Below are 19,880 nucleotides of genomic sequence, written 5' to 3' on the forward strand. Positions count from 1 at the left end.
ATTAACTTCGGATGAATAAAAACTCACTCCTTTATTTTATTGCTGCCGTTGCTGCAACGGGCGGCCTACTTTTTGGCTTTGATACAGGCGTTATCAATGTTGCCTTGCCTCAACTTCGTACAAAATTCAACCCAAGCCCCGAAACTGAGGGCTTTATTGTCAGTGCGGTATTGTTTGGCGGTATGGCTGGGCCGTTTATTAGCGGCCCCTTGACCGACTTATTGGGTCGTAAAAAAATCAATATCATTGCTTCTTTTGTATTTGTTGTTGGTTCGATTATTACCGCCATTGCTCCATCGGTTTCGTTTCTAATCATTGGACGTTTGTTTTTGGGTTTAGCGATTGGAATCGTAGCCTCAACCGTGCCACTTTATTTGGCAGAAATAGCTCCAACTGATAAAAGAGGTAAACTTGTCACTTTCTTTCAACTCGCCATTACACTCGGAATTTTACTTTCTTATGTGGTTGGCTATTTCTTTGCTGAGCAAGAAGATGGCTGGAGAAGTATGTTTTGGACGGGCTTTATTCCTGCCGCAATTCTGATGGTCGGAATGTTTTTTGTGCCAGAAAGTCCACGTTGGTTAATTGGAAAAGGTCGTGATGCCGAAGCTCTTGAAGTTTTAAATCGCTTGCGTGACCCCGAACAAGCATTGCTTGAAGTTGCTCAAACTCGACAAATCATCGAAGACGAAAAACACAACAAAGGTGACTGGAGAATGCTGTTTAGCAAGCGTTTACGTATTCCGTTGTTTATTGGTATTGGTATTTTCTTTATTCAACAATTTTCGGGCATCAACGCCATTATTTATTTTTCGACTGATATTTTCAAGAATGTATTTCCCGAAGGCAATACGGCTGCACTCGCCACCGTGGGTGTGGGCGTAATCAATGCGGCTTCTACGTTTTTGGCCATTATGATTTTAGATAAATTTGGCAGAAAACAAATTCTCTACACAGGGCTTCTCGGAACAGCCGCTTGTTTAGCAACCGTTGGTTTGGCTTTCTATATGAAAGATTCTCTTAGCCCCGAACTACAAAAAATTATGCTTGTCGGCGGCGTTTATGTCTATATTATTTTCTTTGCCATTAGCCTTGGGCCATTGGGCTGGTTATTAATTTCAGAAATTTATCCACTCAAAATCAGAGGTTTTGCCTCGAGTATGGGAAGTTTCAACCATTGGCTTTTTGATGCGGGCGTAGCTTATTCCTTTCCGATTTTGGCGGCAACATCGCTCGGCACAAATGGTGGTATTTTTGCTATTTATATGACAGTCGTACTACTCGGTTTACTTTTCGCCAAATACATCGTTTTTGAAACAAAAGGCATGAGTTTAGAGGAAATCGAAAAACGATATAATTAGAACAAGAATAAAATTCTGTATAGAAAGAGCTTAGTTTCAGAAACTAAGCTCTTTCGTTTTATAAAACCTTGCTTTTTCGGGCAAATTGAAGAAAATTGCAAAAATATTATCTTCATCTATCATTTTCGGTCAAACCTTCGGTACAGACCGAATAAAAAACCAAAAGAAATCATGAAAAAACTAATTCTATGCTTGTTTTTCGCCACAAATCTTGCCTTTGCACAGCACAAAGAAATCATCAAGACCGATAAAGCACCCGTGCCGATTGCTCCGTACAGTCAGGCCGTAAAATCCAATGGTTTTCTGTTTGTGGCTGGCCAAATCGGCCTCGACCCAGCTACCCGCAAACTTGTGGATGGTGGTTTTGAAGCCGAAACAGTTCGTATCATGGAAAACATCAAAGCGGTTTTAGAGGCTGCTGATGCAAAGTTGAGTGATATTTTAAATACAACCATTTATATCAAAGACATGAACAACTTTGCGAAAGTAAACGAAATTTATGGCAAGTACTTCACGGGCGACTTTCCTGCACGTACTACGGTTGGGGTGGCTAATTTACCTGGTGGAGCAAGCATCGAAATTGCAGTAGTAGCATCGATAGCCCATAAGCCTCGTCGTAAGTAAAATCCAATTTATCTCGAATTTATCTGAAATTGCCTTATTTTGAGGTAGTTTTGGCATTTATCTCTATATTTGCTAATAAATAATAAGTAGAAGAATTAATGCATAGTTTGGCGTAAAATCATTCTTAATTTTTAATTCTACATTCTTAATTTCACTAACCCTTCATCATGCTTTATGAGAAAACTATCAGTATTAGGTAGAGCGTTGCATGTAAGCGAACTTCTTCTCGCTACGCTTCTGATTCTTCAAGCATTATTCTCGTTTGCCCAACAAGGCGGCAATCAGTATAATGCAAACACCCGTTTTGAACAAATGGGAACCGAACTTCCAACCCCAAACACTTATCGTACAGCTTCTGGTGCTCCAGGAAAAGACTATTGGCAACAAAAAGCCGATTACGACATCAAAGCTGAGTTAGACGATGCGAATCAGAAAATCATCGGAACGGAAGTTATCACCTACACCAATAAATCGCCAGATGAATTGCGTTATTTGTGGTTGCAGCTTGACCAAAATCTCTTTGAGAAAACATCAATCAATGCCATGACAAAAACTGGTGGAGTTGATGCTCAAGGAATGTCGTTCAATGCTCTTCAAAACGTAAATGCTCCTTCATCAGTTTTTGGTGGAATTTCGGGCAATAAAGAATATGGCTACAAAATTACGGTTGTGAAAGATGCCAAAACTGGAGCAGATTTGAAATACACCATCAACAGCACAATGATGCGTATTGATATTCCTGTTGTTTTAAAACCAGGTCAATCTTATGCTTTCCGTATCGACTGGAATTATAACATTACTAACTACTACGGCCGCTCAGGTATGGAGTATTTTGCTAAAGATGGCAACTACAACTACTTCATTGCACACTGGTTCCCTCGTATGGCGGTTTACGATGATGTAAATGGCTGGCAACACAAACAATTCTTAGGACAAGGCGAGTTTACACTTCCTTTCGGAGATTATAAAGTAGAAATCACCGTACCTAACGACCACGTTGTGGGTGCAACTGGCGAGTGCCAAAACTATGATAAAGTATTAAGTGCTGAGCAATTAAAGCGTTTCCAACAAGCGGCTAATTCAAAAACACCTGTACTTATCGTAACACAGGCCGAAGCTGAAGCTGCCGAAAAAGGAAAGCCAACAGGTAAAAAAACTTGGATTTATAAAGCAACCAACGTACGTGACTTTGCTTTCACATCTTCACGTAAATTTATATGGGATGCCATGCAAACCGATGTTTATAACAACGGACGCAAAATTTGGAGCATGTCGTTCTATTCAAAAGAAGGAAATCCTCTTTGGGGACAATATTCAACTCGCACGGTTGAACACACTTTAAGAAGCTACGGAAATCGTACGGTTCAGTACCCTTATCCAGTGGCTATTTCTTGCCATGCAACTGCTGGTGGTGGTATGGAATACCCAATGATTTCGTTCAACGGAGGCCGTCCTGAGCCAGATGGCACTTATTCTGAACAAGTAAAAGCAGGTATGATTGGCGTAATTATCCACGAAGTTGGTCATAATTTCTTCCCAATGATTGTAAACTCTGACGAGCGTCAGTGGTCCTGGATGGACGAAGGTTTGAATACTTTCTGTCAATATCTGGCCGAGCAAGAGTGGGATAGAAACTTCCCTTCTCGTCGTGGCGAGCCTCAGTACATCGTTCCGTACATGAAAACCGACAAAACACAACAAGTGCCAATCATGTCGAGTTCGGATAACATCATGGCGTTCGGGCCAAATGCTTACGCAAAACCAGCAACGGGCTTAAATATCTTGCGTGAAACTGTAATGGGTCGTGAATTATTCGACTATGCTTTCAAAGAATATGCACGTCGTTGGGCGTTTAAATCACCAACTCCTGCCGATTTCTTCCGTACGATGGAAGATGCTTCGGGTGTTGATTTAGACTGGTTCTGGAAAGGCTGGTTCTACGGTGTTGAGCCTGCCGACCAAGACTTAGCAGAAGTTGAATGGTACGCTGCTGATAATCAAGACCCTATCGCTAAAAAAGCGGCTGAAAAAGCTGATGCAGAAGCAAAAAAACAAACGTTAAGCAATATTCGTAATCAAACCGATATTAAGCAAACAGTTGTTGAGGCTGATTCTACGATGAGAGATTTCTATAACTCTTATGACAGATACGCTGTAACTTCGGCAGACAAACAAAAATCTGAGCAATATAAATCGAGTTTGAGCGAAGATGAGCGTAAATTATTGGAATCAGGAATGAACTACTATGTTTTGAAGGTAAAAAACAAAGGTGGTTTACCAATGCCCGTAATCATCAAAATGGATTATGAAGATGGAACTAACGAAATCGTTAGAATTCCTGCAGAAATCTGGCGTTTAAATGACAAAGAAGTGAAGAAAACAATTCCGACAAAGAAAAAGGTAACGAAGTTTACACTCGACCCATTCTACGAAATTGCTGATATCGACACTGAAAATAATGCGTTCCCACGTGAACCAGAAAAACCAACGAAATTCCAAGCATTTAAACAAGGTTCGTTCCGTCCGCAAGGCCAAAACCCTATGCAACAAGCGAAACAATCACAACCTGCTGGAACTCAGACGAGTGGTAAGAATTGATTAGTCCACGGTCAACAGTCCACAAGTCCATAGGAATACAAATTGTATTTCTGCAAACTTAAAAATAGTTGCCTGTAAAACAAAAACCCCCGAAGTAGAATTTCTATTTCGGGGGTTTTGTTTAACTGTGGACTGTTGACTGTAAACTGTTGACTTTTTTACATCACAACCTCTTTCTCTGTCATAATCGTCAACACTTCTTCATCCATCAATCGAGTAGCTAAGCCTTGCGTTTTCGGAATCTCGTAGTGGAAGAAATATTTCATTGTATGAATCTTACTTTCATAAAACTCAACATCATCGGCATTATCCGACGAAACTATTAACTTCTGTTTGGCCACAACCGCTTGTTTCAACCATTGCCAAGCTACTACATTTAAGCTAAACATTTCCATATAGAGTGTCGCATCTGATAAGAAACGCTCAACATCGCCCGTTCCAGCAATTCCCAGCAAGTGCATGGTCACTTTTTGTAAACGTTCGCCTTCTTCTTTTAGCGAAAGTGCATAACGCTTCAATTCATCATATTGCAAAGCCGCCATTACAGTTTTACCAACTTCTTGAGCGAGAAGCATAGTTGCCTTCCCTCCTGCCATTGGCACTTTACGGCCCAGTAAATCTTGCGACTGAATACCCGTTGTTCCTTCATAAATTGGCGTGATACGAATATCTCTATAATATTGTTCGACAGGAAAATCTTCCGTAAAACCATAACCACCAAAACACTGCACCGCATCGCTGATTGCCTTCATACCATATTCACAAGGGAAAGTTTTGGCAATTGGCGTCAGCAATTCAAGCAACAAATGAGCCTTTTCTTTTTCTTCTGGGTCGTCAGATGCTTCAGAAAGGTCGAAATATTTTGAAGTTTCGAGCAAAAGTGACAACGAACCTTCGACAACGGCTTTCTGAAACAACAACATTCGTTTCACATCTGGGTGCTGAATAATCTGAATTTGTGGAGCATCCAGTGCGTGTTTCTGATTCAATCGACGGCTTTGTGGACGCTCTTTTGCGTACTCAAGTGCCGCATAATAAGCAGCTGATGCAATTGAAGCTCCCGTGATACCTACGCCTATACGAGCTTCATTCATCATCTGAAACATATAGTTCAAGCCCTTATTTGGCTCTCCAACCAAATATCCGATACAATCATCGTTTTTATCACCAAAGCCCAAGTGCATGGCAGGAACACCTTTCTGCCCTAACTTGTGGTAAATTCCCATCGAAGTCACATCATTATCGGTGCCATCCATGCGATATTTTGGAATCACAAACAACGAAATTCCTTTAGTGCCGAGCGGAGCACCTTTGATACGACCAATAAATAAATGTATCACATTATCAGTAGCATCGTGGTCACCCGCCGAAATAAACACCTTCTGCCCACGCATTTTATACGTCCCATCGGCCAATGGTTCGGCTGTTGCAGTAATATCCGATAGCGAACTTCCTGCCTGTGGTTCGGTCAAGCACATTGTACCTTGCCATTTTCCCGAAATCATATTCGGAATATAAGTATCTTTCAATTCTTGCGAACCAAAACTGGCAATCAAACGAGCTGCACCTGCCGTAAGGCCCGTAAACATCATTCCATTATTGGCCGACATCAAGATATAACCCAAAATACTCGTTATCGTTACGGGCATTTGAGCTCCACCATTTTCATAGTCAAAGTCAGCACCAATAATACCCGATTCTCCGAGAGCTTTCAAATAATCTTTGATGGCTGGATGAACCGTTACTTTTCCATCTTTGAGTTCGGGTTGATTTTTATCGACATCTTTCACAAACGGAAACATCAGATTATCAGCAATTTGCGTGGCTGCATCAATCGTCATGTCGAACGTCTCTTTATTGTGGTCGGCATAGCGAGCGTGTTGCGTCAGCGTTTCTGCCTCATGAACTTCATAAAGCAAGAAGTCCACGTTTCTTTTATTGAAATAGTTCTTTGCCATAAATATTTAACGTGCTGATATGATTAAAGGCTTTTGTACAGAAAGCTTAATTCTACATTCTTAATTCTCAATTCTACATTACATCACATCAACCCCAACATTTTAGCATATTTCATCATTGCCCCTGGATTCGATAATTTTAGTTTTCCCATCATCATGGCCATCATTGGGTTCATATCGCCCGTGGCAATCTTCACAAAATCATCGGCATCGGCTTTCACAACACACTCGGCTGTGCCTATAAAACCTTCCGCAAACTCTGCTTTTCCGTCTGCCACTATCATCGAATAGTCAGCACCGCCACCAAAATCAAAATGCAAAGTAGTTGTTACGCCATCAATATCTGCTGCTGTAAGTCTCGAAGCTGTGTTCTGTAAATATTCTTTTGCTGTCATGTTTTTATTTTTTGAAATGTAAGGTTTATAAAGATTCCGAAAGTTAGTAAAAAAAAGAAATAATATTATGCAAGCATACTATTAAATTTTGCTTGAAATTTGACTTTTTGTCGAAAAAAACCAATATTTGATATGCATAATCAAAAAATTTCGTAAAAAAGTATCCATTCGTTCAGAAAACGAACATACATTTTGGTTTTTCCCTAAGCTACTGTAAATTTCTGTGATTATGGTATAAGAATTGCTCAGATTACTACACAAAGAAAAAACACTAAAAAGTGTTACTTTTTGCTAACCACTTGGTCAAAATTGAAAAATAAAGCATTTAAAAATACGCCCGATGAGGAGTTGGTTCGACTGTATATCGAAACCCAACGAAATCTTTATTTTGAAGAACTCTACGACCGTTACGTTGATAAAGTTTACAGGAAATGCCTTTCCTTTGTAAAAAACGAAGCTCAAGCCGAAGATTTCACTCACGATATTTTTTTACGATTAGTCCTAAAAATTGGTGGTTTTAAAGAACAAGCTAAGTTTTCAACTTGGCTGTATTCGATTACCTATAATTATTGCATGGACCAAATGAGGATTGTTAAAAAACAAGCCGAAACTGCTCTCGACGAAAACTTTGACCTCGAACAAGAAGATGATGACTCAGAATTAGTCGAAATGCAAGCACAGGATTTGAAAAAAGCCTTGCAGAAAATCGACCCAGATGAAAGGGCTATCTTGTTAATGAAATATCAAGACGATTTTAGTATAAAAGAAATTGCCGATACTTTCAAGATTAGTGAAAGTGCCGTAAAAATGCGTCTGATGAGAACGAAAGAAAAATTGAGAAAAATTTATACAGAAAATATTGTTTTCTTTATAATTGTATTAGCCAAAGCCATTTGGTTCTGGAAAAAATAACAAATTACCTTAAACTTATACTTTAATAACAACAATGGAAGATTTCGATGAGAATGCCACCGCTCCGGAGCATCTGAAAGGAATGCTAACGGCCGAAATAGATGCTATTCGGGACGCCATGCAAATCGTACAAATGTTTTTGGGCGAAACAATAGTGGCAGGAGTAAAACTCTTACAGGAATTAGAACCAAAAGATAATTGAGTAAGCAATAAAACCCTTTTTAAATCAAAAAATACATGAAACCAACGTTAAGCTTTACTGATACATTACTGGCAACTTTTAATGACATGATTAGAAGTTTCATGACATTTTTCTATAATCTGATAGGTGCTGTAATCATTTTATTAATAGGTTGGGGAGTTGCCAAAATGGTGGCTGCAGTATCAAAGAAAATGCTCGAACAAGTAGGAGTTGATAAAGTAGGCGAAAAACTCAACGAAATTGATGCAATAAAGAGCTTAAAAATGGATATTAAGTTAAGTTCGATTATATCCAAAACACTCTATTATTTCATCTTGATTTTTATGCTTCGCCCAGCCGCCGATACACTTGGCGTGCCAGCAATTTCGGATATGGTGAAGCTTTTAGTAGAATTTATTCCTAAGCTCATTTCTTCGGCATTGATGCTTTCAGCAGGAGTGTTTTTGGCTGATGCTCTCAAAAACTTTGTGGTTACACTTTGTAAATCATTTAATATTGCAGCAGGCAAACTCATCGGAACTGCCATTTTCTTTTTCTTATTGATAATCTTCGTGATTCAGTCAGTAGCACAAGTGGGAATCAATACAAGTCTTTTAGAATCAAGTTTTAACCTCTTAGTTGGTGGAATTATTTTTTCATTTGCTATTGGCTACGGTTTTGCTTCAAAAGAAATTTTGTTGAATATTATTTCTTCATTTTACAGCAAAAACCGTTATAGAGAAGGCCAAGTTATTGCAATTGATGGTATAAAAGGAGAAATTGTTGCGATGGATAATACAACCATTACGCTCAAAACTGAAGATTCGAAGACAATATTTCCTTTACAAGTTTTACAATCGAAAACCGTTACGGTTTTTGAATAATACAAAATGACCCCATTCGAGATAAACATTCGGTGGGGTCATTTTTTTAAATTTCTACTTTCTGCTGTTACTATTGTTTCTTCCCAAAGTCTTAAAACTATTGTCACATTTCTTTGTGTTGATAGTTCGATATTCTGAAATTTTAATTATTTATTTAAAATCAGTAGTTAAACAAATCATTAACTAAACTCCTATTTTGTAATGAAAAAGGTTTTCTTAACAATCTGCTACTTATCCTTTGCTGCATTAACATTCGCCCAAGAAGCACCTAAAACTCACGAAGATTCGCTTCGGGTTGGTTGGTGGACTCGTAATACACAACTTGGTTTTACTTTTACAGGAGCCGCATTTAGTAAAAGCTGGCAAGGTGGCGGTATAAACAACCTCACTTTGGGTGGATACTTCAATAATTTGGCTGTTTATACAAAAGGGAAAGGAGTATGGACAAATGATATACAATTACAATATGGAAGATTAACAAATTTCTACCAAAGTGACACAAAAGAAGTTAGAAAAGGTGTTGACCGTATATTTTTAGACACAAAATATACAAGAGTTGTACATAAAACACTTAATTGGTATTCAAGTTTAAACTTTTTTTCACAATTTGATGAAGGGTTTGATTATACAATTACTACAAAACCAATCATTTCTAAGTTTTTATCACCTGGTTTTTTAACATTGGCAAGTGGGTTAGAATGGAAACCCAAACCTTATTTAGTAACACAATTAGGTCTTGCTGGGCGTACTACTTTTATTTCAAATAATGCTACAATATTTCAGAATACTCAAAAATTAGTGAATGGAGTATATAGGTCTTACGGCGTAGAAAAAGGCCAAACAACACTTACAGAACTCGGTCTTCAAGGCGTTATTGCTTTTGATAAAGATATTTCTAAAAACATTAATCTTAAAATTCGTGACCAAATGTTTTTGGCTCTTTTACCAAAATCAAAACCTCTTGACCATAATATTAATCTGATAGCTACAGCTAAGATTAACAAGTATTTTAATGTCAATTTGGCAGCGATATTTATCAGAGATTTAGACCAAATATCAAAAGATGATGTAAAAAACAAAGTAGATGCTCAAGGCAAACCGAGATATAAATCTGTTTGGCAAGCAACTGGTGGCTTTAATTTAGGATTCTCTCTAAAACTTTAATTTATATATGCTTATGCTAAAAGAATTCAAAACATTTATAGCACAAGGCAATGTCCTTGATTTGGCCGTAGGTGTAGTTATTGGTGGAGCATTTGGTAAAATCACAACTTCATTAGTTGATGATATTATTATGCCCATCGTTGGTTTTTTCCTTGCTGGTGTCGATTTTAAAACACTTGCTCTACACTTAGGACAGCCAGATGATAAAGGCGTTTACCCAGTAAATATCATGTATGGCAACTTCATCCAAATCGTTATTCAGTTTCTAATTATCGCTTGGGTAATTTTCTTAGTCGTTAAGGCTGCTAATAAAGCGAAATTAAGCGAAAAATAGACTTGCCGATTTTACAATAAAAAAGCCAAATCAGATGTAATTTACCTTACATCTGATTTGGCTTTTTTTATTTCTAAATTAACTAATCAAAAATTGCATAAACTGCAAATGATGCTAACCAGTGGTCACCGCCATAATTCCCAGAAGTGACATTTGGAAGTGCATTTTTCAGAAAAGTATTTGATGTTTGCTCAAGTTTGGCTTTAAGTGGGTTACTCTTCGGCAATGCTGATGCAATGCCTTTGAAGCACCATGCTCTGCTAATACTAAGACCATCAAGGTGAACTATTTGGTAATCTTTTCGGTCACTAACAACTGGCTGTTGTAGTAAATTTTGAATTGATTTAGGTTCAAGAAAACCTTTAAACCAAGCTTCAAACTCCTTTGGTGGCATAATTCTCCGCATCAAGTCAGCAATTTCCAGATTTGGAGAAAGAAAATCAGAGCCGTCAGGTTCTAAATACGCAGGTGCATTTTTTTGGTTTTTATAAAACTGATTAGCTTTTTCGATGATTGCTTTTTCAAATTCAAGACTTTTCGTTGCTCTCGCCCAATCTAAGGCAAACACCAACCCGAAAGCTGTATTTGGATGTACACCAGTACGATTAGGATACGTTTGTTTAGGCAAAAAGGCAGTCCAAAGCCTAACGATTTCTTTTGTTAAGGGTTGTAGATTCTGGTGCCATTTTTGTGCAAGTGGGTCGTTCCAAGTTAGTAATTCTTGATCAAGTTTTAAAACCCACGCCCACCCATAAGTTCGCTCAAATGTCACTGTAGTTTTGTATTTCGTAAAATACTCTGCTTCTGTTTTGATTTTATCGGGCATGAAACTATTATTCAAAACACTTATAATCTTTTCTTTCTCTTTTATTTGAGGAAAAACCTTCAATAATTTCGCTAACATCCAATGTCCATGAACACTCGAATGCCAATCAAGGCAACCATAAAAACTTGGGTGTAATTGAGACGGTAGCAGTTTGTGGTCATCTGCCGTATCTGAACTATGCCCTGTTTTATTAGGAAATTCTTGATTAATACAATGCAAAGGTAAAGCCGACAGTTTTTCGGCAATTTCTTGAGTAAATAGCTCTGATTTAACTTGAGCCTTTAATTGAAATGAAAAAAATAATACGATTAAAAATCCCAAAAATGACTTTCGGGATGTACGTTTTTTAATAGGCATTTGGTCAAGCTTTGAATATAGTGTAAAAGTCAAAGTTAATAAAAAACTATTTCAATATTTGAGTCTAAAACATCTATTTTTGATAGAAATTGACATTTTCAGTGAATGATATTTATTAAAAGTATTTACCAATTTAAACAGTCAAACCAAATAAAATTTTGCAAAAAGTGTAAAATATTGGCTTTTGAGTTAAAAACATATCGCTTGTAAGCCCTAAAATAAATTTCTCGAATTTTTCTTTTCTTTCATTTTGAAATAATTTACATTTGTTACGAGTTTTAAATTTAGACAAAGACTTGTCTGATTTTTAAAACCATAATCGTGCTTATTCCTTATAATCTTAATCGGGGGCCTCGTGCTGCCAAAGCAAAATCATGGAAACGTGGTTGAAAGACAAACTACGTGGTGACTGGCAAATCTGGTTCATCATCGTGCTTCTATCATTATTCAGTATGCTGGTCGTTTACAGTGCCAGCTCTGCACTCGCCTACAAAAAAGCAGGCGGAAACACCGAAAGTTATCTCATAAATCATACTGGACACTTATTGCTCGGCCTCTTGGTTGTTTGGGGCATTCATCGCATTGACTACACAAAATATGCCGGTATTTCAAAGATTTTACTTTGGATTACCCCTATTTTACTACTTTATACCTATTTTTTCGGAACAACAGTTGGAGGAACAAAACGTTGGATTAACCTTTTTGGTATTTCATTTCAGTCTTCCGATTTGGTTCGTTTGGTTCTAATCACAAACCTCGCTGCCATGTTAGCTCGCCGCCAAAATGTAGAATATACCCAAAAAACACTCATGGGATTAATTTTTTGGTGCGGTTTACTATGCGGAATGCTTGCCATTACAAATTTCTCAACGGCGATTATATTAGGCGTAACGTGTTTCTTGATTATGTACATGGGACGAGTACCAGGCCGATATTTATTCCGAATGGCGTTTTCGGTTATTGGAGCATTGGTAGTAGTGATGGGTATAAGTATTTATCTATATTCGAAAGGCGTGGAGTTTGGACGTGGACAGGTTGTACTTGAGCGTATTGAAGCCTTTGCTAAAATTGATATAAATCGAGATAAAGACATTGGAAACCCTGACCGAGACGATAATTTTCAAAAAGAACAAGCCATGATTGCAATAGCACGTGGTGGAGCAATTGGCATAGGACCTGGCAATAGTTTTCAGAGAAACTACCTCCCAGAGGCCTTTTCTGATTATATCTATGCAATTATTGTCGAAGAATATGGAATGTTGGGAGCAATCCTCGTCATGGGTTTGTATCTTTGGCTTTTGTATAGGGGGCTGAAAAATGTAAGCAACACCCAACGGGCATTTGGAGGTCTTTTGTGTGTTGGTCTTACTTTTAGTATTGTTTTTCAAGCATTTATTCACATGTTTATCAATGTCGGCTTGGGCCCCGTCACGGGTCAGACTCTGCCAATGATGAGCATGGGAGGAACCTCTATCCTTTTTACTTCTGTTGCTATTGGTATTGTGCTAAGTGTGAGTAAAGAAGAATATGACGAAAAGTCTTTAAATGCTTAAAAATCAATTTAATATTTGAAAAATAAGCCACCTGTGGCTCAAACCAAATAAAAGTTCCCCTTTTGGGGCGGAGGGGTGTTATATGAAAAAAATCATTATTAGCGGTGGTGGTACTGGCGGACACATTTATCCAGCGGTTGCAATTGCAAACGAGTTAAAAGCCATTGATTCTGCCAACGAAATTCTTTTTGTTGGAGCTGAAGGTAAAATGGAAATGGAAAAAGTGCCAAAGGCAGGCTACAAAATCATAGGTTTACCTATTGCGGGCATTAATCGCTCTAATATGTTGGCCAATTTGGGTTTGCCTATCAAGCTGATAAAAAGCCTTTGGAAAACCTACCGAGTTATTAAAGATTTTAAACCTGATATTGCGATTGGTGTTGGTGGTTATGCCAGCGGCCCAACGCTCATCATGGCAAACTTTTTAGGAGTACCTACGCTTATACAAGAGCAAAACTCTTTTGCAGGCGTAACCAATAAATTTGTAGCTAAAAAAGCACAACGAATCTGTGTTGCCTACCCAAATATGGAGCAGTTTTTTCCGAAAGAAAAAATTGTAATGACGGGAAATCCAGTAAGAAAAGATATTTTAGAAACAGCCTCAAAAAGAGAGCAAGCATTCAACCATTTCAGACTTGACCCCGAACGCAAAACGCTTTTAGTAATCGGTGGAAGTCAAGGAGCAAGAACTATTAACGAGGCTATTTTTGCGGGTCTGAATGATTTAATTTCAAACGATTTGCAAGTTATTTGGCAAACAGGCAAACTATTCATTGATAAAGCCAAACAAGCAGTTGAGTCGCTACAAACACAACGAGTTTTTGTTTCGGATTTTATCTATGAAATGGATTTGGCTTATGCCGCCTCCGATTTGGTTGTTTCTCGTGCAGGAGCCTTGTCGGTTTCGGAGCTTTGCTTGGCAGAAAAACCTTCAATTTTAGTGCCGCTTCCAACAGCCGCCGAAGACCACCAAACACAAAATGCCATGAGTTTGGTCAATGTAAAAGCTGCTTGGTTGGTAAAAGATACCGAAGCAAGGGATATTTTGGTAGATAATGTAATAAAACTGGCAGATAACAAGTTTGATATGCAAGAACTAAGTCAAAATATAAAAACTTTGGCCAAACCAAATGCTGGAAAAGAGATAGCAACTGAAGTTCTGAAAATCATTAATGGTCGATAGTCCACTGGCAATAGTGTTCTTTTGTTTTACCTAAGAAATTATGAAGATTTTTTTCTCTGAAAATAGAGTAGATTATTCGACTTATACATTCGACTATGCAATTTATTGCTTGAAAGAATCACAAAGCGAATTACCGGAAATCTATGAAAAAGGCTTCCTGCCTTATACAGGAAATTTGAGCATCGAAGGTGATACTTTTTACTTAGCACGCAGCCTAAGGGTTGAACTTGATAGATTTGAAGATACCTCAGAAAATCGTCGAGTGAATCGTTTAGTTGAGCCGCTCAATATTCAGTTAGAAGTAATCAAAAAAGAAAATTTCGACTTAAATGACGCAGATTTCGTAGGTCTTAGTCAAGAATACATTTCGCAACGCATCGGTGATGATAATATGAGCATGGAGCGGTGGCAATATATTTTATCAAGAGAAACAGGCACTCACATTTTCAGATTTTGCATTGATGGTAAACTAATCGGTTTTGTCTTTGCCGTTCTTGAAGGCGATATGTTGCATTATTGGTTTGCATTTTTTGATACTGAGTATATGCGAACCCATTCGATTGGCAAATGGCTCATGTGGCGAGTAATTAAGTGGGGAAAAGAAAATGGACTAAAACATGTTTATCTCGGAACTGCCTATAAATCATCGGCTTTGTATAAAATCCGAGACCACAAAGGCTTGGCTTATTTTGATGGTTATCGTTGGAATCAAGACATCGAACGCCTAAAAAACCTTTGTAAAAACGATTTAGAACCAAAAACTGCTGATGAATTTAAAACATTGGATAATCAAAGTGAGTTTTTGAAGCAGTTGTGAGTTGGTGATTAGTTATTTGTTACTGGTCAACGTTCATATTCTGAATAAATTATTTACCAACAAGCACACGGGTCGGCCCCGAAATTTACTAATAACAAATTCACCAATAACCAGTTTCCCTATAACAAATTTTCCTAATACCTATAAAAATGTTTCGTAATACTAACTTCGGAAAAATTGGCAAAGTGCTATTAGGAATAATAGCCGTGTGCAGTGTGTTGGTATTGATTGCTTTTTCGACAGATAGCTTTTCATCAAATCGCTGTAAGAAAATCGAAGTAAATATTAAAAATGCCGACGAACAGTTTTTTATCACCAAACAAGACATCGAAGCCCTTGCTACAAAATATGGTAGCGACCAGCTTGTTGGTAAACTTTACGATAAAATTGACCTTCGAGAAATCGAACAAAGAGTATTACGTAATCGCCAAATAAAAAGCTGCCAAGTATTTCGTGGTGTGGAAGGAACACTCAATATTGATATCGAACAACACATTCCAATTGCTAGAATTTTAATGTCTGATGGCCGTGATGACGTATATGTAGAGGCCGATGGAAGCTTTTTTCCACTCTCTGACAGATATTCCGCAAGAATTTTATTGCTTTCGGGCGAATATTTCCGAAATTTGTCGAGCTTAAAAGCAAAGCGTCAGGAAAAGAATCTACAATTTATAAATTTTATCAACGAGGATTCCTTTTTGAAGGCACAATTCACGCAACTAAACATTGATAGTAATGGCGATATTAGCATTGTTCCGTTAGTTGGAAATCATATTATTGAGTTTGGCGAACCAGCAAATATTGAAAATAGATTAAATAGATTAAAGATATTTTACAACCAAATTCTACCTGTAAAGGGTTGGGATGGTTTTTCGTCGGTGAGTGTGAAATATGACGGCCAAATAGTATGTAAGTAAGAGCTGTGACTTTTAGCCACTATTTTCGGGCTAAAAGCCTTATAAAATAATACAAGAATGAATAAAGGTGTAATTGTAGGTATTGATATTGGTAGCACAAAGATTTGTGCTGTGGCTGGGATTATGGACCACATCGGGAAAGTGAAAATTCTTGATATGGTTGAAGAACCTACCCAACGAGGACGTGTTTCTAATGGAACGGTCGTAAATTTAGAGTTTACTGCCCGTGACATTGACCGTATTCTCACCAAATTATCCGACAAAGCCGACATCAATATTCAAAATGTAATTGTAAATATCTCAGGTGAATATGTAGAAGGGAGAAGTCACCAAAACTTCTTGACTCGTAATGACAGCCGCACAACGATTCGCAAAGAGGAAATTGAGAAACTGGCGGTTGATATTCGTAAATCATTTCGTCCAACCGCAGGAAACGTAATTATTCACACTTTCCCGCAGGAGTTTATCATTGACCGGGCCTTAGTTCCCGAAAACCCAATTGGCCGCTTTGGCGTAACGCTCGGTGGAAATTTCTTTTTGATTTCAACACCAAATGACCCGCATATTGCACTCCAACAAACCATTGAGAGTGTTGGCGTAAAGATTCAAGATAATAAGCGTTTTATTCCGTTAAAGATAGTTCATACGCTCTTCTCTCCTTTGGCCGATGCTATGTCGGTTTTGAGCGAAGTAGATAAAAAATTGGGCGTAGCTGTAGTAAATGTTGGAGGAGATACAACCGAAGTGGCTATTTTCCACGAAAGTGGCTTACGCCATATTTCAGTAATTCCTTTTGCGGGAAAAAGTATTACGAATGACCTTGTAAAAGCATTCCAAATTTTACCTGACCATGCCGAAAAACTCAAACTCATCATGGGCGATGTTCCACCCGATGAGGTTGGAAAGAACGATATTATAAAAATCCCAGGCGTTGAAGGTTTACCAGATAAAGAAATCGTTGCTAAAAACGTAAGTATTATCATTGAAGAGCGTCTGAAAGAAATTGCAGCAATGGCAATGGCTGAAATCATGCACTCTGGGTATGAAGGCCAGCTAATCAGTGGTGTTGTACTTACTGGTGGCACAGCCAATATTCGAATGATAAAAGATGTGTTCGACCAAGTAACCAACGGCATGAACATAAGAGTTGGAAATACGGTTCGTAACATCGGGGAGAGTGCTTTGAGCAAAATTATTGACCCTAAATATGCAACTGTTGTTGGATTGGTCTTATCAGGTTTTTTACCACTCGATGAGCGTGTGCCACAAGAGGTTATTTGGGGCGAAATTCCAGAGAGTCAATTGCCACCAAACCCTACAAATGGATTTGAAAACCGCAATGTTGGTCGTTATAAAGAAGTTGAACAACCTGCTCCACAAGAAGAGCCTCAGCAAAGCGGTGGTCTTTTTGGATGGCTAAAACGTCAAGTACAAGCCTCAAAAACCGACTTGGGCGATGATAAGGGATACCTATAATTTTTTCGGATATTATTATTATATTTGAAATACTTTGCCATTTTTGATAAAACTTCGTTTTTATCAAAAATTTTTAGAAAAAACCTTTTTGAAGACAAAAACAGCTTTTCCTAATCTATAAAAGTTTATTACGATGTCAGAAGAACCAGACTACGAACTTGTCCCAAAGAACAAATTCAGAAACATTATCAAAGTAATAGGTGTGGGTGGTGCTGGCTGTAATGCCGTGAAACACATGCACAACATGGGTGTGGATGACATTGGTTTGGTTATTTGTAATACTGACCAACAGGCTTTGGAATCAGCCAATCCCGAAATAAAAAGACTACAAATAGGTGTCGAACTTACTAAAGGTTTAGGTGCTGGAACCGAGCCGACAATGGGTAAGAAAGCTGCCGAAGAAAGCGAAAAAGCGATTCGTGAACTACTCAAAGAGCCAACCGAAATGGTTTTCATTACGGCAGGTATGGGTGGTGGAACGGGTACTGGTGCTGCACCTGTAATTGCCAAAATCGCAAAAGAAATGAATCTTCTCACGATTGCTGTCGTAACTGACCCTTTTCCATTTGAAGGTGGTGACAAGATTCTACAAGCAAGACTTGGGATTGAAGAATTAAAGAAAAATTGCGATACTGTTCTGATTATCAAAAATGAGCGTTTAGAAGAGCAATTTGGCGATATGGACATTGAAGAAGCGTATGCTAAAGCCGATGATGTATTGGCCAATGGTGTGAAAAGTATCGCTGAGTTAATTACTCGTACTGGTATCATCAACCTTGACTTTGCTGATGTGAAGAAAGTGTTAGGTGGTGCTGGCCAAGCCGTAATGGGAACAGCTGAAGCCGAAGGAGATAAAAGAGTGGAAGAAGCCATCAAGTTGGCTTTATCTTCGCCACTGCTTGAAAGTAACGATATAAGCGGAGCTCAAAGAGTTTTATTGAGCATTGCCTATAGCCCAGAATATAAAATCAAACTTTCTGACCAAACTTTGGTGACGAAGTTTGTCGAAAGCCAAATCCAAAGCAAGGCAAGTTTATTCAAACACGGTTTTGCGACTGACCCGAATTTGGGCAAAAAAGTGCGTGTAACGATTGTAGCGGCTGGTTTTGATTTAGTTGTTGTAGAAGCAGAACCAATTCCAGAACCTATCGTTGAAAAAGTAAAAACACCTGTTGCTACAACGGTGATGGCATCTGTGCCACAGCCAACAGCTTCGGTTGGTGCAACTGTTATAAACACAAGTAGTACACAAAACCCTGTTGAAGAAACAGCTACTTATGCCGAAGTTAATGAGCCAAAAGTTGAGCAGAAAGATACAACGGAGCAAATCAAGGCAATGATTCAACGGTTCATGCGTGAAGGATACCGTAATCCAGCATTAAACACAACGCCAACTTATGTGCGTAATGGTGTAGAATTACAAGATATTAAGAAGCTCAAACAAAATGGCCGAGTATTGGAATATGAATTAGACCAATTGCTCGCCATGATGGAAACAGCACGATAATGTTTGCTCAATATTAATAAAATGCCCTCAAAAGTTATTTTGAAGGCATTTTTCATTAAAAATATTTTTCTAAAAGTTTATCGACACTTGTTTCTTTTTCGTTCAAGAAAATCGGGTTATGAAAATTATGTAATTTGTTGAGTAAATAAAAGAGTTGCAATCTTTCTGTATCACTCAGTTTTCCAGAGATAATCTTACTTACTTTCAACATTCCATCAAACGACTTGAAAAGCTCTGCTTGCCCCAGTGGCGTAATTTTCAGGCGTTTGCTTCTCTTATCAGTTTCATCGTCACGTTGTTCAAGTAATTGATTGTTTATCAGCCTTTTGATGATTTCCATGCCAGTGTTTTTCTCATGGATATTCTTTTCAATAACTTGGGTTTTGGTCAAATTGCCATATTGCCAAACGGCCGCTAAGTACCCAAAATCATCCAAAGTCAAAATTGTAGATTCTTCCAAAGCTTTTTTGATGTAGCTTTTGGCGTATCGGTACATAAAAGCTACTAATTGTCCGATGTTATTTTCTTCGTTTTCGGTAGGAGCTTCGACTGGTTTCGGAGCTAATATTCGCCCCAAATATTTCTGATTCAGAAATCCCACAAAATCTTCCATCGAAATATTCTTTGATGACTGCTCGGCCTCAAAACTTTCTAAATCGCCTATTATTTTCTGTAAAATGCTATAATTCATTTATTTTTTGAGTATTCGATCGAAACAAAAAGTGTTTTTTTATACCAATTTAAAAATTTTTAGTACAAAAACAAAACATTTTTTTGAGTGTTTTGTTTTACTGATTAAACACATATCAACTAAAAATGTTGCGAAGCATCTG

18 protein-coding genes are annotated in these 19,880 nt (G+C 38.0%); 14 read left to right on the forward strand and 4 right to left on the reverse strand.

Annotation, left to right across the window (positions count from 1 at the left end):
- Window positions 1-11: 11 nt before the first annotated feature.
- The 3 genes from ABR854_RS14625 to ABR854_RS14635 all read left to right on the forward strand — a co-directional run bounded on the left by ABR854_RS14625 (window position 12) and on the right by ABR854_RS14635 (window position 4,583).
- Window positions 12-1,361, forward strand: a complete 1,350-nt coding sequence (locus tag ABR854_RS14625; protein ID WP_350266156.1) for a sugar porter family MFS transporter — start codon at window positions 12-14, stop codon at window positions 1,359-1,361.
- Between the two features lie 171 nt (window positions 1,362-1,532).
- Complete coding sequence (locus ABR854_RS14630) at window positions 1,533-1,985, forward strand: RidA family protein (RefSeq protein ID WP_350266157.1); 453 nt, start codon at window positions 1,533-1,535, stop codon at window positions 1,983-1,985.
- Window positions 1,986-2,159: 174 nt separating this feature from the next.
- Window positions 2,160-4,583, forward strand: coding sequence for a M1 family metallopeptidase (locus tag ABR854_RS14635; protein ID WP_350266158.1), 2,424 nt, complete (start codon window positions 2,160-2,162; stop codon window positions 4,581-4,583).
- Window positions 4,584-4,741: 158 nt separating this feature from the next.
- On the opposite strand, the gene ABR854_RS14640 is transcribed toward ABR854_RS14635, so the two are convergent.
- On the reverse strand, window positions 4,742-6,541 hold the full coding sequence (locus ABR854_RS14640; protein ID WP_350266159.1) for an acyl-CoA dehydrogenase: 1,800 nt from the start codon (window positions 6,539-6,541) through the stop codon (window positions 4,742-4,744).
- 83 nt (window positions 6,542-6,624) lie between these two features.
- The gene (locus ABR854_RS14645) at window positions 6,625-6,936 is read right to left on the reverse strand and encodes an SCP2 sterol-binding domain-containing protein (RefSeq protein WP_350266160.1); all 312 of its coding nucleotides are present in this window, start codon (window positions 6,934-6,936) and stop codon (window positions 6,625-6,627) included.
- Window positions 6,937-7,245: 309 nt separating this feature from the next.
- Here ABR854_RS14645 and ABR854_RS14650 point away from each other — a divergent pair, with 309 nt between their 5' ends.
- From ABR854_RS14650 to mscL, 5 genes are all read left to right on the forward strand, one after another.
- The gene (locus ABR854_RS14650) at window positions 7,246-7,848 is read left to right on the forward strand and encodes an RNA polymerase sigma factor (protein WP_350266161.1); all 603 of its coding nucleotides are present in this window, start codon (window positions 7,246-7,248) and stop codon (window positions 7,846-7,848) included.
- Between the two features lie 34 nt (window positions 7,849-7,882).
- Window positions 7,883-8,050, forward strand: coding sequence for a hypothetical protein (locus tag ABR854_RS14655; RefSeq protein WP_350266162.1), 168 nt, complete (start codon window positions 7,883-7,885; stop codon window positions 8,048-8,050).
- Between the two features lie 35 nt (window positions 8,051-8,085).
- Window positions 8,086-8,913: a mechanosensitive ion channel family protein gene (locus tag ABR854_RS14660; protein ID WP_350266163.1), complete on the forward strand. Its 828-nt coding sequence runs from the start codon at window positions 8,086-8,088 to the stop codon at window positions 8,911-8,913.
- 201 nt (window positions 8,914-9,114) lie between these two features.
- Window positions 9,115-10,077: a DUF3078 domain-containing protein gene (locus ABR854_RS14665; protein WP_350266164.1), complete on the forward strand. Its 963-nt coding sequence runs from the start codon at window positions 9,115-9,117 to the stop codon at window positions 10,075-10,077.
- 13 nt (window positions 10,078-10,090) lie between these two features.
- Window positions 10,091-10,411, forward strand: a complete 321-nt coding sequence (mscL, locus tag ABR854_RS14670; protein WP_350266165.1) for a large conductance mechanosensitive channel protein MscL — start codon at window positions 10,091-10,093, stop codon at window positions 10,409-10,411.
- An 82-nt stretch (window positions 10,412-10,493) separates the two neighbouring features.
- On the opposite strand, the gene ABR854_RS14675 is transcribed toward mscL, so the two are convergent.
- A complete protein-coding gene (locus tag ABR854_RS14675; RefSeq protein ID WP_350266166.1) occupies window positions 10,494-11,594 on the reverse strand; it encodes a DUF2891 domain-containing protein in 1,101 nt (366 codons plus the stop codon).
- 374 nt (window positions 11,595-11,968) lie between these two features.
- Here ABR854_RS14675 and ABR854_RS14680 point away from each other — a divergent pair, with 374 nt between their 5' ends.
- From ABR854_RS14680 to ftsZ, 6 genes are all read left to right on the forward strand, one after another.
- Entirely contained in the window at window positions 11,969-13,147 is a 1,179-nt protein-coding gene (locus ABR854_RS14680) for an FtsW/RodA/SpoVE family cell cycle protein (RefSeq protein ID WP_350266167.1), read from the forward strand.
- An 82-nt stretch (window positions 13,148-13,229) separates the two neighbouring features.
- Entirely contained in the window at window positions 13,230-14,330 is a 1,101-nt protein-coding gene (murG, locus tag ABR854_RS14685; RefSeq protein WP_350266168.1) for an undecaprenyldiphospho-muramoylpentapeptide beta-N-acetylglucosaminyltransferase, read from the forward strand.
- A 40-nt stretch (window positions 14,331-14,370) separates the two neighbouring features.
- Window positions 14,371-15,147, forward strand: a complete 777-nt coding sequence (locus ABR854_RS14690) for a GNAT family N-acetyltransferase (RefSeq protein WP_350266169.1) — start codon at window positions 14,371-14,373, stop codon at window positions 15,145-15,147.
- 149 nt (window positions 15,148-15,296) lie between these two features.
- Window positions 15,297-16,064, forward strand: coding sequence for a cell division protein FtsQ/DivIB (locus tag ABR854_RS14695; RefSeq protein WP_350266170.1), 768 nt, complete (start codon window positions 15,297-15,299; stop codon window positions 16,062-16,064).
- A gap of 57 nt (window positions 16,065-16,121) precedes the next feature.
- Window positions 16,122-17,540 carry a cell division protein FtsA gene (gene ftsA / locus ABR854_RS14700; protein WP_350266171.1) on the forward strand — a complete coding sequence of 473 codons (1,419 nt, stop codon included), beginning with the start codon at window positions 16,122-16,124 and terminating at the stop codon, window positions 17,538-17,540.
- A gap of 133 nt (window positions 17,541-17,673) precedes the next feature.
- A complete protein-coding gene (ftsZ, locus tag ABR854_RS14705; protein ID WP_350266172.1) occupies window positions 17,674-19,047 on the forward strand; it encodes a cell division protein FtsZ in 1,374 nt (457 codons plus the stop codon).
- 55 nt (window positions 19,048-19,102) lie between these two features.
- On the opposite strand, the gene ABR854_RS14710 is transcribed toward ftsZ, so the two are convergent.
- On the reverse strand, window positions 19,103-19,738 hold the full coding sequence (locus ABR854_RS14710) for a MarR family winged helix-turn-helix transcriptional regulator (protein ID WP_350266173.1): 636 nt from the start codon (window positions 19,736-19,738) through the stop codon (window positions 19,103-19,105).
- Window positions 19,739-19,880 lie beyond the last annotated feature (142 nt).

The organism is Emticicia sp. W12TSBA100-4 (assembly GCF_040253585.1).
Lineage (GTDB): Bacteria > Bacteroidota > Bacteroidia > Cytophagales > Spirosomataceae > Emticicia.